At 69.7% G+C, this 13,776-nt stretch carries 13 protein-coding genes and 1 pseudogene; 9 read left to right on the top strand and 5 right to left on the bottom strand.

The features are described from left to right. The first annotated feature begins 96 nt into the window (after positions 1–96). The 3 genes from D0D37_RS06010 (at position 97) to D0D37_RS06000 (ending at position 2,024) form a co-directional block, all read left to right on the top strand. Complete coding sequence (locus D0D37_RS06010; RefSeq protein WP_116199523.1) at positions 97–570, top strand: MarR family winged helix-turn-helix transcriptional regulator; 474 nt, start codon at positions 97–99, stop codon at positions 568–570. Between the two features lie 49 nt (positions 571–619). Further along, positions 620–1,468 (top strand): SAM-dependent methyltransferase, encoded by an 849-nt coding sequence (locus tag D0D37_RS06005; protein WP_116199522.1) that lies wholly within the window; start codon positions 620–622, stop codon positions 1,466–1,468. 73 nt (positions 1,469–1,541) lie between these two features. Next, on the top strand, positions 1,542–2,024 hold the full coding sequence (locus tag D0D37_RS06000; protein WP_208719818.1) for a hypothetical protein: 483 nt from the start codon (positions 1,542–1,544) through the stop codon (positions 2,022–2,024). On the opposite strand, the gene D0D37_RS05995 is transcribed toward D0D37_RS06000, so the two are convergent. Beyond that, a complete protein-coding gene (locus D0D37_RS05995) occupies positions 1,988–2,917 on the bottom strand; it encodes a patatin-like phospholipase family protein (RefSeq protein ID WP_116199521.1) in 930 nt (309 codons plus the stop codon). The genes D0D37_RS06000 and D0D37_RS05995 overlap by 37 nt on opposite strands. Positions 2,918–3,029: 112 nt before the next feature. On the opposite strand from D0D37_RS05995, the gene D0D37_RS05990 reads away from it, so the two are divergent. The 4 genes from D0D37_RS05990 (at position 3,030) to D0D37_RS05975 (ending at position 6,890) form a co-directional block, all read left to right on the top strand. Continuing rightward, positions 3,030–3,572: a PadR family transcriptional regulator gene (locus D0D37_RS05990; protein WP_116199520.1), complete on the top strand. Its 543-nt coding sequence runs from the start codon at positions 3,030–3,032 to the stop codon at positions 3,570–3,572. A 2-nt stretch (positions 3,573–3,574) separates the two neighbouring features. Beyond that, positions 3,575–5,581 (top strand): NADPH-dependent 2,4-dienoyl-CoA reductase, encoded by a 2,007-nt coding sequence (locus D0D37_RS05985; RefSeq protein WP_116199519.1) that lies wholly within the window; start codon positions 3,575–3,577, stop codon positions 5,579–5,581. Positions 5,582–5,610: 29 nt separating this feature from the next. Then, complete coding sequence (locus tag D0D37_RS05980) at positions 5,611–6,579, top strand: prephenate dehydrogenase (RefSeq protein ID WP_116199518.1); 969 nt, start codon at positions 5,611–5,613, stop codon at positions 6,577–6,579. Positions 6,580–6,644: 65 nt separating this feature from the next. Beyond that, entirely contained in the window at positions 6,645–6,890 is a 246-nt protein-coding gene (locus D0D37_RS05975) for an antitoxin (protein WP_116199517.1), read from the top strand. 119 nt (positions 6,891–7,009) lie between these two features. Here the strand turns inward: D0D37_RS05975 and D0D37_RS05970 are convergent, their stop codons facing one another. Continuing rightward, positions 7,010–8,968 (bottom strand): FUSC family protein, encoded by a 1,959-nt coding sequence (locus D0D37_RS05970; RefSeq protein WP_116199516.1) that lies wholly within the window; start codon positions 8,966–8,968, stop codon positions 7,010–7,012. 74 nt (positions 8,969–9,042) lie between these two features. Here D0D37_RS05970 and D0D37_RS05965 point away from each other — a divergent pair, with 74 nt between their 5' ends. Together D0D37_RS05965 and D0D37_RS05960 are read left to right on the top strand one after the other, a co-directional pair. Continuing rightward, complete coding sequence (locus D0D37_RS05965) at positions 9,043–9,489, top strand: SRPBCC family protein (RefSeq protein WP_116199515.1); 447 nt, start codon at positions 9,043–9,045, stop codon at positions 9,487–9,489. 85 nt (positions 9,490–9,574) lie between these two features. Then, positions 9,575–10,333: a polysaccharide deacetylase family protein gene (locus tag D0D37_RS05960; protein ID WP_116199514.1), complete on the top strand. Its 759-nt coding sequence runs from the start codon at positions 9,575–9,577 to the stop codon at positions 10,331–10,333. A 175-nt stretch (positions 10,334–10,508) separates the two neighbouring features. Here the strand turns inward: D0D37_RS05960 and D0D37_RS05955 are convergent, their stop codons facing one another. The 3 genes and pseudogenes from D0D37_RS05955 to D0D37_RS47785 form a co-directional block, all read right to left on the bottom strand. Then, positions 10,509–13,097 (bottom strand): CHAT domain-containing protein, encoded by a 2,589-nt coding sequence (locus D0D37_RS05955; RefSeq protein WP_116199513.1) that lies wholly within the window; start codon positions 13,095–13,097, stop codon positions 10,509–10,511. Positions 13,098–13,150: 53 nt separating this feature from the next. Next, positions 13,151–13,636 carry a carboxypeptidase regulatory-like domain-containing protein gene (locus D0D37_RS05950; protein ID WP_116199512.1) on the bottom strand — a complete coding sequence of 162 codons (486 nt, stop codon included), beginning with the start codon at positions 13,634–13,636 and terminating at the stop codon, positions 13,151–13,153. Continuing rightward, positions 13,633–13,776: pseudogene (locus D0D37_RS47785) on the bottom strand (RNA polymerase sigma factor); the annotation flags it as partial. The pseudogene D0D37_RS47785 and the gene D0D37_RS05950, both read right to left, overlap by 4 nt.

The raw sequence follows: 13,776 nt of genomic DNA, 5'->3' as shown, positions 1-13,776 counted from the left end.
ATAACACACAATGAGATCTAGAGCACTTGAGTTGCCCTTCCCGGCCTGGCGAGAGAGGATGGAGAGCTGGCGGTAGAAATCCGAAGGAGGCCACCGATGACCAGCCCAGACACCGGAGAAACCGGCTCGCTGCTGCTTGACGACCAGCTGTGCTTCGGCCTGTACTCGGCCTCCCGGGCGGTCACCGCGCTCTACCGCGCACTGCTCGAACCGCTCGACCTGACTTATCCGCAGTACCTGGTGATGCTCGCGCTGTGGCAACAGGACGAGCAGCAGGTCAAGGAACTCGGCTCCGCGCTCAACCTCGACTCCGGCACGCTGTCGCCGCTGCTGAAGCGGCTGGAGAAGGCCGGGCTGATCAAGCGCGAACGCCAATCCGACGACGAGCGTTCGGTCCGGATCCGACTCACCGACGAAGGAACCGCGTTGCGCGCCAAGGCGGAACGGATCCCGCCGCATGTCGGAGCGGCGATGAACCTGGACAACGCCGAACTCGGCCGGATGCGCGCGGCGATGGATCAGCTGACGGCTTCGGTCAACGCCTACCGGGAGTCCTACCGGCCGAACTGAACGCGGCGCCACGGTTAGCATGAGCGCCAGGGCGAGCGTGAGGACGGCGATGAGCACACAGGACGAAGCACTGCGCGCGGTGGAAGCCAGTCTGGACCGGCCGTCGGCGGCCCGCGTCTACGACTACTTCATCGGCGGCACCACCAACTACGCGATCGACCGCATTTTCGCCGAGAAGGTGCGCGAACGGCTCCCGCTGATGGGCGAGTACTGCCGCACCAGCAGGCAGTTCCTCGGCCGCGCGGTGCGCCAAAGCGTGCGCGAGGGCATCCGGCAGTTCGTCGACATCGGCTCCGGCCTTCCCACCGCGGGCAACGTGCACGAGGTGGCCGACGACGAACGCCCGGAACACGACACTTCCGTGCTGTACCTGGACAACGAGCCGGTGGCGCTCGCGCACTCGCAGGTGCTGCTCGCCGACACCGCGGACGAGGACCGGCACCAGGCGATGGCCGCCGACCTCCTGCAGCCGGCCGAATTGTGGGACCGGGTCGCCGATTCGCACGTGATCGACGTCCGGAAGCCGGTGGCGCTGATCGTCAACGCGGTGCTGCACTTCATCAAGGACGACCAGGACCCGGACGGCATCCTCGCCTTCTACCGCAAGCAGCTCGCGCCGGGCTCGTTGCTCATCCTTTCCCAGATGACCAACGAAAACCCGGTGGACGACAACGAACGCCAGGCGCTCGTCGACATCATCAAGTACTACGAGTCGACCACCAACCCGGGCATCCTGCGCACGAAGGCGGAGTTCGAACGGTTCTTCGGCGGCTGGCCGCTGCTCGAACCGGGCCTGGTGTACGCACCGGCGTGGCATCCGGACGCGGACACGGTGTTCGCGAAGGTCCCGTCAGAGTCGCGGGTGATCGGCGGCGTCGCCCGCAAACCGCAGGCCTGACAGGGGTTTTCCCACCCGGCCTCCACCCTCGGGTGGAGGCGAGGGGCGGCCCGGCCCGGGCATTGTTGCCGATGTGCCGAACACTTTCGACAACATCCTGATCGGCCTAGTCGTCCTGACCTGGCTGATGTGGCGACAACTTCAAGTCCGCCGCGCCGACCGTCCGCCAGTGGTTCTGCTCGTCATCAGCGCGCTCGGGGTCGCCTCGCTCGGAGTCGCCATCGCGAAAACCGCACCGACCACCGCGGCGATCCTATTGCTCACTGGCAGTTTCGTGGTCGCTGGCGGCTTCGGCGTGGCCCGCGGATACACCATGCGGATCTGGCGCGCCGACGGAAACCTGTGGCGGCAAGGAAATTGGCGAACCGCCGTCTTATGGCTCGTTTCCTTCGGTATCCACTTAGGACTTGACTTCGCCATCGACGCGGCCAACGAAGCGAAAGGCCTCGGCGGCGCGTCAATCCTGCTCTACCTCGCGGTTTCCCTTGTCACCCAACGACTCACCGTTCGCAACCGCTCTCACGATGCCCTGCGCAGGACTTCCAACGCCTCGTAAACCGCGTCCCGTCCCAGCTCCACCGCAAGTCGCAGCACCGCCGGATCCCGTTCCAGCACAGTGACATCCGGTGCCCCGGCCGGCGGCCGGACGCTCGCCAGCCGCGGATCTTCCCGCAGCTGGCGTTCGTCCTCCAGATCCCGGTGGTACTGCGTGCGCCAAGCGTCGATGGTGCCCGGCGCGTGGCGGCGGAGAAACCGCGGCACGACCACGTCCTGCACGCGCGGCGGCCGCATCGGAAGTTCGTCCTCGCGCCGGGTCCGCAGCACCAGCACGTCCGTCGCGCCCTGCGCCAACGCGGTGCGGAACGGCAGCGGTTCGGCGATCCCCGCGTCCACGAACCGCCGCCCGCCCATCGCGATCGGCGGCCCGGCCAGCACCGGCATGCACGACGACGCCGCGAGCGCGATCTTGATCCCGTCCACGTCCTCGATGAACGGATGCAGATCGGTCGACGCGCCGGTGTCGGCGTCGGTGGCGAGCGGGTGGAAACCGACCGGACTCGCCAGGATCGCCGGGAAATCCATCGGTTCGAGCACCGAATACACCTGGTGCACGAGATACTCAAGATCGATCACCGCCCGACCGCGCAAGGTGTGCAGCGGGTTGATGATCCGCCGCATGACCGCCGGATTCCACCAGGTCCGCACGCCGGTCCGCGATCGCCCGCACAACAGCCACGCGGCGTTGAGCGCACCGGCCGAAGCTCCGTAGACGTCGTCGAACGCCAGCGCCGCCCCGAGTTCTTCAAGCGCGAGCACCATCCCGCTCGAATACGTGCCGCGACTGCTGCCACCCTCAACAGCGAGCGCGAGACGCCGACCGTCCGTCCGCTGCCCGGGCACGCTTCCTTCGGCAATTCGCGCGGCGAGCAGTTCCATAACCGGATCCACCCCTCCATCTTGATCCTCTTCGCCGAGCCGATCGACCCGTTTTGTCCCCGCCGCGGGTGACCTGCCTTGCACTCAGTTGCACTGCACCTAGTTGCATATGACACTGTCCGGCATGGCACTGGAGCACGCGATCCTCGTCTCGCTGTCGGAGCGTTCCGGCTCGGGATACGAGCTGGCGCGCCGGTTCGAGAAGTCCATCGGGTTGTTCTGGAGCGCCTCCCACCAGCAGATTTACCGCGTGCTGAAGCGGATGGAGGAGGCCGGCCAGGTCGCCGTCGACGTGGTGGCTCAGGACGGCCGGCCGGACAAGAAGGTCTACACCGTCAGCGAGCCGGGCCGGGTCGAACTGCGCCGTTGGCTCGCGGAACCGTCGCCGTCAGCCGGGCCGCAGGAGCTGGCGGTGAAGCTGCGCGGAGCGTCGTTCGGCGACCCCGAGGCGGTCGCCGCCGAGATCACCCGGCATCGCGACGCGCACGCCGAGCGGCTGGAGCTGTACCGGCAGATCGAGAAGCGCGACTTTCCCGCCCCAGACCGGCTCCGCGGCCGTCCGCTGCACCAATACCTCGTGCTGCGCGGCGGAATCCGGGTCGAAGAAGGCCAGGTCGAGTGGCTGGAAGAAATCCTGACCGCGTTGCAGGCCGACGAGAAGGACTGACGATGACCGAGTACCCGAACCTGCTGTCCCCGCTCGATCTCGGCTTCACGACGCTGCGCAACCGCGTCCTGATGGGCTCGATGCACACCGGCCTGGAGGACCGCGCGTCCCGCTTTCCGCAGCTGGCCGAGTACTACGCCGAACGCGCGCGCGGCGGGGTCGGCCTGATCGTCACCGGCGGGTTCGCGCCGAATCGCACCGGCTGGCTGTTGCCGTTGGCCTCCAAGCTGTCCACGCCCGCCGAGGCGAAAAATCACCAGTTGCTGACCAGCGCAGTGCACGCCGAGGGCGGCAAGATCGCGCTGCAGATCCTGCATGCCGGCCGCTACGCCTACCACCCGCTGAGCGTTTCCGCGTCGAGCCGCAAAGCGCCGATCAACCCGTTCCGCCCGCGCGCGCTCACCGCGTACGGCGTGCACCGCACCATCCGCGCGTTCGCCGACTGCGCCGCGCTGGCCCGCGACGCCGGGTACGACGGCGTCGAGATCATGGGTTCCGAGGGCTATCTGATCAACCAATTCCTCGCCGAGCGCACCAACCGGCGCACCGACGCCTGGGGCGGCACCGCGGAGAAGCGCCGCCGGTTCGCGGTCGAGATCGTCCGCCGCACCAGGGAAAAAGTCGGGCCGGACTTCATCATCATCTACCGGCTGTCCATGCTCGACCTCGTCGAAGGCGGGCAGAGCTGGGACGACGTCGTCGCACTTGCCCGCGACGTCGAGGCGGCCGGGGCCACGATCATCAACACCGGCATCGGCTGGCACGAAGCACGCGTGCCGACGATCGTCACGTCCGTTCCGCGCGGCGCGTTCACCTGGGTCACCGGCAAGCTGAAGCCGCACGTGTCGGTTCCGGTGGTGACCTCCAACCGGATCAATCTGCCGCACGTCGCGGAACAAGCGCTCGCCGACGGCGACGCGGACCTGGTCTCGATGGCCCGGCCGCTGCTCGCCGACCCGGACTGGATCCGCAAGACCGGGACCGGCCGCGCGGACGAGATCAACACCTGCATCGCCTGCAACCAGGCCTGCCTCGACCACGCGTTCAGCCGGAAACCGGTGTCCTGCATGGTGAATCCGCGTGCCGGGCACGAAACGACCCTGAACCTGCTGCCGACGCGGAAGGTCAAGCGCGTCGCCGTCGTCGGGGCCGGGCCTGCTGGGCTCGCCACCGCGACCGCGCTCGGCGAACGCGGCCACGACGTCGAGCTGTTCGAGGCAGGCGACGAAATCGGCGGCCAGTTCGGGATCGCGCGGCGGATTCCGGGCAAGGAGGAATTCGCCGAGACCATCCGGTACTACACCAGCCGGCTGGAGGTCACCGGCGTGAAGGTGCACCTCGGCACCCGGGTGACCGCCGCGGAGCTGACCGGCTTCGACGAGGTCGTGCTGGCCACCGGCGTCACGCCGCGGGTTCCGGCGCTGCCCGGGATCGACCATCCGAAGGTACTGTCGTACGTCGACGTCGTGCGGCACGGCAAGCCGGTCGGCGAACGGGTCGCGGTGATCGGTGCGGGCGGCATCGGCGTGGACGTCAGCGAATTCCTCACGCACAGCTCGTCGCCCGCGTTGGATCGCGACGCCTGGATGGCCGAATGGGGTGTCACCGACCCCGCGCTCGCGCCCGGCGGACTGGCGAAGCCGAAGCCGGAACCGTCGCCGCGGCAGGTCTACCTGCTGCAGCGCAAGAAGTCGCCGATCGGGGCCGGGCTCGGCAAGACGTCCGGCTGGGTGCACCGCGCGGCCTTGCGCGCCAAGGGCGTGGAAAAGATCAGCGGTGTTTCCTACGACCGGATCGACGACGCCGGTCTGCACGTCACGGTCGACGGGAAACCGCGGCTGCTGGAGGTCGACACCGTGGTGGTCTGCGCAGGCCAGGAATCGGTACGGGATCTCGCCGGCGCACTCGGCGAGGTGCCGGTGCATCTCGTCGGCGGGGCGGATGAAGCACGGGAACTCGACGCCAAACGGGCCATCGACCAGGGCACCCGGTTGGCCGCCGTCCTGTAGCCGCTTGCGCGCACTGGCAGGATGGCCCCGTGCGAGACGTATGCGTAATCGGGCTCGGGCTCATCGGCGGTTCCCTGCTGCGAGCCGCCGCGGCGAGCGGCAGGACCGTCTGGGGAACCACAGTGTCCGAAGTGGACGCTGACGCGGCGAGCCGCGGCGGCTACGACGTCACCACCGACGCCGAAGCCGCACTACAGCGGGCTGCGGCCGCGGACGCGATCGTGGTCCTCGCGGTGCCGCTGCCCGCCGTGGAGAACCTGCTGCGGCAGGTCGCGCAACACGCGTCGCACTGCATCCTCACCGACGTGGTCAGCGTGAAGGGCCCGATGCTCGACGCGGTCCGCAGGCGCGCGCCGTACACGCGCTACGTCGGCGGGCACCCGATGGCGGGCACCTCGCACTCCGGCTGGCTGGCCGGGGACACCATGCTGTTCCGTCAGGCGGCGTGGGTCGTCGGCGTCGAAGAGGAAACCGACCTGACGGCTTGGTCCGAGGTCGCCCGACTTGTCCTGGACGTCGGCGCGCACGCCATTCCGCTGCCCGCCGATTCGCACGACGAGACAGTCGCCCGGATCTCGCACCTGCCGCACCTGTTCGCCGCGATCCTCGCCTCGGTCGGCGCACAGGGCGGCCCGCTCGCGATGTCGCTGGCCGCCGGCTCGTTCCGCGACGGCACCCGCGTGGCCGGGTCGTCGCCGGACCTCGTGCGCGCCATGACCGAAGGCAACCGCGACGCCCTGCTCCCGATCGTCGACGACGCCCTCGGCCGGTTGGGAGCCGCTCGCGGTTCGCTCGCGTCCACCGGCGGCCTGGCCGCGACGATCAACGCAGGTCACGAAGGCGCGTTGGCCTTGGAAGCGGCGCGCGACGCGGCGCGGTCCGGCGTCCGCATCGACCTCACTGCCGCCGACGCCCGCGAAGGACTCGTCGCGCTCGGCGAACGCGGCGGCCGGATCACCGGACTGGACGGAGCGGTCGCACTCGGTGAAGTGTCTTGACTTGCCTGGAACGCCTGGTGTGTGACGATTGAAGCCTCTCAAACCCAACCCCGGGGAGGCATTCGATGGGCATCAACTTCGACGAGATCAAGAACAAGGCGACCGAGGCGCTGCGCGAGAACAGCGGCAAGCTCGAGCAGGGTCTCGAGAAGGCCGCTGAATTCGCGAAGTCCAAGGTCAGCGGCCACGACTCGCAGATCGACGGCGGCGTGGACAAGGCGAAGGACCTGCTCGGCAAGGTCACCGGCAAGAACGAAGAGGGCGGCGAGAAGCCCGAAGACGGCCCGAAGCCCGAGGGCGGCCAGCAGTAACCGCTCCGCCTCCAGGTTGGGCCCGGGTGCGCCATGCCAAGGTTCGTGAGGGCCACCCTGAGGGACTCTGATTCCCTCAGGGTTCCCCTCACGGACTTCCGCTACCGCAGGGTCGCGGCTCAGGTGCGCCGGTGATACGGCAGGAACCGGCGCACCAGCCGCAGCGGCGACCGTTCCACCAGGTCCGGGCCGCGCACCGCGTCGAAGGTCGACCCGAGCTGGTCCACCACCCCGGCGAGCCGCGGGTTGTCCGGCATCGGCACCGAATCCGGGTCCCGCTGCTCGCGGACCGCGGAAGCCAGCTCCGCCAACGCATCCGTGAGCAACTCGATGTCCGCTGGCGACGGAGCCGGCGCGCCCTCCCCGATCGTCACGCCGACCTCGGTCACCGCGTCGGTCACCCGCTCCAGCCCCGCGATCACCGGCCACCACGCCACCGCCTGCCGACCCGCCGGGGACGGCTCCACGATCACCTGCTGAAACGCCGTCCGCAGGTCCGCGAGCGCGCGGTACGCCCCGCGCCGGGCGCGTGAACGGGCGAGCCGCGATTCACCGGTCGAGTTCAGCACCATCGCGGTGCGGACGTACTTGGCGACCGAGTCGAAACTGTCCGCCAGCCGTCCGCCGACGGTCGGCCGCCGCGAACCCGGCCACAGCAGATAGCCGACGACGAGCACGATCACACAGCCGATCACGGTGTCGACCAGCCGAGCCAGCACGACGGTCCAGCTGCCGGTGTTGGCGAGGTCCATCTGCAGGATGATCAGCGGCGTCACGAAGGTGCCGAGCATCCCGTAATTGCGCACCTTCCCCACCGCGGCCCCGCCGGCGAACACCGCGATCAGCACCACCAATACCCAGCCGCGCGCGCCGAAGGCGAGCACCACCGCACCGATCCCGACTCCCGCGACCGTGCCCATTCCGCGCAGCACCGCGCGGCCGAACACCGAGCCGAAGTCCGGTTTCAGCACCACGCCGACGGTGAGCGTGATCCAGTACGACCGCTCGAACGGCACCATCAGCGCCACCACTTCGGCGACCGCGACGCACACCGTGAGCCGCAGCGTCGCCAGCCAGGTAAGCGGTCCGGAGAGCCCGCTCGCCCACTCGCGCACGCGGCGCAGCAGCGAGACCTTCTTGCGGCGCTTGCGGTCGTCGAGCTTCCCGATCCGCGCCAGCCCGGCGTACAGCGCGCTGGCCACCGCGTCGGCATTCTCGTCCGCCAGCTCCGGTGCGGGCGGCAGCGGCTGGCTCGCGAGCACCGACGCCGCCACCCGCGTCAGGTAGTCGATGACCTCGTCCGGCGCGCGCTGTCCGGCGTTGACCATCGCGACCGACGCCTCGACCGCGGGAGTCGTCGCGGACAGCCGGTTCAGCAGCCGTCGATACGTCGCGTCTCGGCCGGACAGCCAGGAGCGCGCGACCAGCAGCCGGTCGTACGCCGTGCTCATCGCGGTGGTCAGCTGATGGCGCGCGACCCGCGAAGTCGGTTCGTCCTCAGCCGACAGCATCGCCGCGAGTTCGATGTAGACCTGCGCGACGGCAGTGCGTTCCGGGCTCGTCGCGCGGAGCGTCCAGGTGCCGAGCGCGACCAGCAGGCCCCAGCCAGCGCCCGCGCAGAAGAGGCCGAAGAGCACTTCGGTGCGTACGCCGGTCGCGTGCTGCGCGGTGCCGAGCACGCAGAAGACGAACATCTGCAATCCGGCCACCGACGCGTTGCTGCCCGCCGCGCTGATGAGCGCGGAAACCGCCGCTACGACCACGATCGCCGGGATCGACCAGGCGGGCATGCCGCCGGTCAGCAGCCCGACGAGGTACCCGACCGCGGCCGCGAACGTCGCCCCGCCCAGCCGGCGCGCGCGGTAGCGGTAGGCCCCGGCGGCCTCGGACAGCACGGTCGGCAGCGCGCCGGTGGAGATCAGCGCGCCCACCGCGATGTCGCCCGCCGCGTACGCGACCGCCAGCGGAGTAGCCAAGGCGACCACCGCGCGAGCGACCATGTTCCACGGAATGGGAACAGGTTTGGAACGCAGAAGCTGCGTCAGCCAGTGCGGCGCGGCGAAGTCGGGGCGGCTCACCGCACCATCTTGACCTACCGGGGCCGTCCGGGATTGATTTGTCGCACGGTCAACAACGTGTGCGAGGAGCTTTCATGCCGGGTCGCAGGTACTCGTTCGAGGTCAACCGGGTCAGCAGTGCGCCGCCACCAGTGCTGTTCCGGCTGGAAAGCGACGGGACGCTCTGGTCGACGTGGGCGCGCCCGCTGGTGTGGCAATCCCGGTGGGCGACGCTCGGCGACGACGGCCGCGTCGGCGCTGTCCGGGAAGTCGGATTGTGGCCGGTTCTGGCCCGCGAGCGGACGCTCGAATACGTACCGGATCGACGGCACGTCTACACATTCGACGGTTTCAGCCCGGTCCGCGACTATCGTGCGGAAGTAACCTTTACCCCGAACGCCGACGGCGGCACGGACCTCAGGTGGGCGGGTTCGTTCACCGAACGCACCCCCGGAACGGGTCCCCTCGCCCTCGCGACATTGCGCAGCGTGATCGGATTTTTGGCCACACATCTGGCCAAAGCGGGCGATCGCGCTGCCTGACGGGGGTGGGTTGCACCACAACGATCAACTCAGGCCGGAGCACGGACGTCATCCCCTCAGGTGACCCCGAGGGAAAGGAAGCAGCATGGCGAAGCGGTGGCTGGCGGCGGCATTGGCCGGTTTGCTCGTGCTGTCGGCGTGCTCCAGTCCTGACTCGAGTCAACCCCCGGAACAGGCGAACCCCGCGCCCGGTGCCGCGAAGCCGGGCCCGCCGCCCGGGCCGTACCCGTTCGGCACCGTGCAGCAGAAGGCCCCGCCGATCCAGGACGGCAAGGTCGGCCAGGTCCGCCGCATCCAGACCGACAAACCGTACGTCTTCATCACCATGGACGACGGCGCGGTGAAGGACCCGTCGGCGCAGAGCCTGATCCAGCAGTCCGGCGGGCATCCGGTGCTGTTCCTGAACAACCGGTACGTGAAGGGCCACGAGGCGTACTTCAAGGCCATCCTGGACTCGACCGGCGCCGTGCTCGGCGACCACACGGTCAACCACCCGAACCTCAAGGGCAAACCGCTGGACTTCCAGAAGAAGGAAATCTGCGACGACGCCGACGACTTCCAGAAGTCGCTCGGCATCCGCCCGACGCTGTTCCGCCCGCCGTTCGGCAACTACGACCAGAACACGCTGAAGGCCGCCGCGGAGTGCGGGATGCGCGCGTCGGTGCTGTGGACCGCGTCGGTCAACGACGGAGTCGTCCAGTTCCAGTCGGGCGACAAGCTCCGGCCGGGCGACATCGTGCTGATGCACTTCCGCAAGACGTTCAAGGAAGACTACGAAGCGTTCATCGCCCAGGCCAAGAAGGACGGTTTGACGCCAGTCCCGCTGGCCGACTTCCTGGGCTGACCCGCCACGCCGCCCGCCCGCTCGTGAGTGGCAATCCCGGTTCTAACCGGCGCCGCCACTCACGACACCCAGCCGCGCACCGCAAGCTGGCCGCCGCGCGCCTTCCGTACCAACCTCGTGCGCGGCAATCCCGGTTCTAACCGCGATTGCCACTCACGACGCCCAGCCGCACCGCTCAGCCAGCTCCGAGGCATACGAACGGCCGCCGCATCGGGTCCACTGCCACCGCTTCGGCCAGTGCCAGCGCGGGTGACGTCCCCTCGGCGAGCCGCCGGTGCAGGTCCGCCATCGTGTCCGCCGCGGCCCGGTCGCCGACTCGTGCCACCGCGCCGATGACCGTCTTCGAACCGCTCGCCAGCAGCGTCCCGGCGAAGCCCAGCGCTTCCTCGCCCGGCCGGATGTGGCTCATCGCCAGCTCGCACGCGGCCAGCACCACGCGCTCCGGCGGGTTCACCAGCCGCGTCGTCTCGTGTGCGAACAGCGGGCCGTCCACCAGCTCCACGCGGGAGAACAGCGCGTTCGCCGGCTCGTGCGCGCCGTGTGCGACCAGGTGCGCCAGGCTGGTTCCGTCCAGCGCGGTCAGGACCGTGGCGCTCGTCGCGGCGTCGCCCTCGACCAGTTGCGCGTCCGGGTAAACCGAGCGCAGCTTGCTCACCTCGCCGACCGCGCCCGGCACGCCAGGCCCGCCCGCGAGCAGCACGGGTCCGTCCTCCGCCGGACGTTTCGCGGTGATCCACGCGGTCGCCGACGGAGCGATCGACACCGGATGCCCGCGCAACGACGGCAACGCGCCCCACGGCATCGCGTACAACTGTCCGATCGGGACGATCACCAGCTCGCGATCGTCGAGAGTCTTCACCAGCGAGGCGGAAATCAGCGCGTCGAGCTTCTCCGCCCGGCGGCGCGCGGACGCGGACACCGTCTCGGCCAGCATCGGCGGCAGGTGGTCCGGCGCGAGTGCGTCGAGGTCGGCGTGCAGCTGGGTCGCGGTCTCGACGATGTCGTCCAGCGGACCCAGTTTGAGAAGCCGGAACGTGCCGCGGTCGACGACCACCGAGTACAGCTGATTTTTGTACGGCACCAAACTCACCAGCACGCGTTCGCCAAGCGCGGCGACGACCTCGTCGGGCGTCGCGACCGGACGAGGGCGGCCCCACTGGCTCGTGTACCAGCCGAGCCTGCTCGCCTCGCGCTGCAGTTCGGCGTACCGCTGCTCCAGCACCTTCACCGGCTCGCCCTCCAGCCGGGTGCGCTGAATGGTGCGCTGGACGTGCCGCATTTCGTTGATGTGCTTGGCCAGCACCGGATCCTCGATCACCGGCAGCGGTTCGTACCGGTAAACCTGCGCCCGGGTGCGTTCGAGCCACGCGAACATCCGCCGCGCGCCCGCCGCGTTCCGCCGCGCGCGCCGCAGCACGAGCCGCATCGCCAGCCTGCCGAGTTCCTCGCCGTGCACGGCCGTGCCGCACAACAGGTCCAGGCCGCCCATCCGGTCGCGGATCGTGCCGAGTTCGCGCAGTCCGGCGCGGGCCTGCGCGAGTGCGGCGCGCGGCCGGTCCTCGGCGACGGCCAGTTCCGCCCGGCACAACCGGAACAGCATCCGATGGTCGACCGGCGACGTCACGCGCGGGGCGGGCACGTGCTTGAGAACGAGCGAGGCTTCGGCGATTTCCTTGCGGCGGATCAGCAATCGGACCGCGAAGAGCCGGGCGACCGCTGCCTCGTCGCGCAGCCCGAGCGCGGCCAGCCGTTCGGCGATGGAGACGAGTTCGGCGGGCAACCGCGAGGTAGACCGGCCTTCGCGGGCCGACAGCACCTGTTGTGCTTCCGCGCGAAACCGGGCCAGACCGGCGATCTCGGCCCATGTCCGGTTGCCGCGGCGAAGAAATCGGCGGCGCGCGTCGGAAGCGGACTTTCGCGCCAACGCGAAATCGCCTTCCAGCAACGCGGCCGCGGCGCGCGTGACCTCCGCTTCCGCGATGTGCTGGCCGGATCCGTTGGCGCGCAACGCCGGCAGCGCTTCGTCGAGGTGCCTGCCCGCCTCGTCGGCGAGGCCTGCGGTAAGCAGCGCGCGGGCCTGGTCGAGCCGGATCAGCGGGATCGAACCGGGCGATTCGGTGACGAGGATCCGCGCGGCTTGTTCGTAGCTGGACAGCGCCTGCGGAACGTCGCCGATGAGCTGCGCGTGGTCGCCGAGGTTCTGCCGGATCTTGCCTTCGAGCCGGGTGTGCCCGTTTTCGCGGGCGAAACCGAGCGCGCGCTCGAGATCGGCCTGCGCCGCGTTCGGCTGGTTCAGCGCCATGTGCACGAGGGCGCGGTTCAGGAGCATGATCACCAGCGTCCGGCGGGCGTCGTCGAACTCGGCCTCGATTCCGGGCATGACGGCGTCGTACACCGAAAGCGATTCGCTGAACCGGCCGCCGCGCATCAGCACCACCGCGCGTTGGCCGGTGACCAACAACCCCAGTTCGCGGACGGCCTGGTTCTCCGGGAGCCGGTCGCGAAGCTGCCGCGCGGTCTCCAGGTGCGCGAGACCGGCGTCAGTGGAGGCGACCTCGGCCTCGGCCGCGCCAAGGCTCACCAGCACCCGCACCTGCAGTTCCAGGTGCTCGGGCAGCGGTTCGGCGACGCGTGCCAGCCGCGTGAGCGCACTGCGGAACAACCGCACCGCGACGCCGGGCCGTTGGTCGGACGCGGCGGCCCGGCCGCGCGCGTACAGATCGGACGCCGCCGCGATCGTTCGATCATGGACGGGCGCGGACACGGACTCTATGGGAGCACACCTCCGCCACTCTCCATAACGCCCGTCCGGGTTTCTCAGAGCACGACGGTCGGCGTGACGACGGTGCGGCGGTGCGCGCCGGCGCCGAGGTGCACGAGGATCTGCGTGGTTCCGCAGGGGACGCGTTCGAGCACGAACCGGCCGCCCTCGTCGGTCGCCGTCGCGAACGTGCCGTGATCGGCGACCCGGACCTCCACGTCGTACTCGCCCGCGGGCGCGAGCCAGCCGTCGATCCGGTGCACCTTCCCGATTTTGGTCAGGTTGATCATCACGGTCAGGTCGCTGACGGTGAACGTGATCGTGCCGGTCGCCGTGCTGCGCACGCCCGCGAGGTCGTCGAGCCGCTCCCAGCGTGCGACCTCGACGTCGAGGTTCTCGAGTTCGAGCGCGAACTGGACCCGCTGCACCAGGTCGTCCGGCGGCGGGTCCAGCTCGTCGAGAAACCGGCCGATATCCGCCAGAATGGCCTCGTCGTCCGGAATCGCTTGACCGTGTCCCGGCCTGCCGATGTTGTCGCTCACCGGGTGCCCCCTTCTCCTGCGAGCAGATCGCGCATCGAGTCGAGGCAGCGGCCCCTGGTGGGCCCCACGCTGCCGCGCGGCATCTGCATAGCCTCGGCGACCGCGCGGTACTCGGCACGGCCGGCGAGGACGGTCAGCCG

It is taken from the genome of Amycolatopsis circi (genome assembly GCF_003385235.1).
GTDB lineage: Bacteria > Actinomycetota > Actinomycetes > Mycobacteriales > Pseudonocardiaceae > Amycolatopsis > Amycolatopsis circi.
This window is presented reverse-complemented; position numbering and strand designations above follow the sequence as displayed.

Bases quoted from the DNA above. Each gene is read 5' to 3' on its own strand.
- D0D37_RS05965 (WP_116199515.1), top strand. From the start codon at position 9,043: ATGCCGGGTCGCAGGTACTCGTTCGAGGTCAACCGGGTCAGCAGTGCG.
- D0D37_RS06005 (WP_116199522.1), top strand. From the start codon at position 620: ATGAGCACACAGGACGAAGCACTGCGCGCGGTGGAAGCCAGTCTGGAC.
- D0D37_RS05960 (WP_116199514.1), top strand. From the start codon at position 9,575: ATGGCGAAGCGGTGGCTGGCGGCGGCATTGGCCGGTTTGCTCGTGCTG.
- D0D37_RS05990 (WP_116199520.1), top strand. From the start codon at position 3,030: ATGGCACTGGAGCACGCGATCCTCGTCTCGCTGTCGGAGCGTTCCGGC.
- D0D37_RS05975 (WP_116199517.1), top strand. From the start codon at position 6,645: ATGGGCATCAACTTCGACGAGATCAAGAACAAGGCGACCGAGGCGCTG.
- D0D37_RS05985 (WP_116199519.1), top strand. From the start codon at position 3,575: ATGACCGAGTACCCGAACCTGCTGTCCCCGCTCGATCTCGGCTTCACG.
- D0D37_RS06010 (WP_116199523.1), top strand. From the start codon at position 97: ATGACCAGCCCAGACACCGGAGAAACCGGCTCGCTGCTGCTTGACGAC.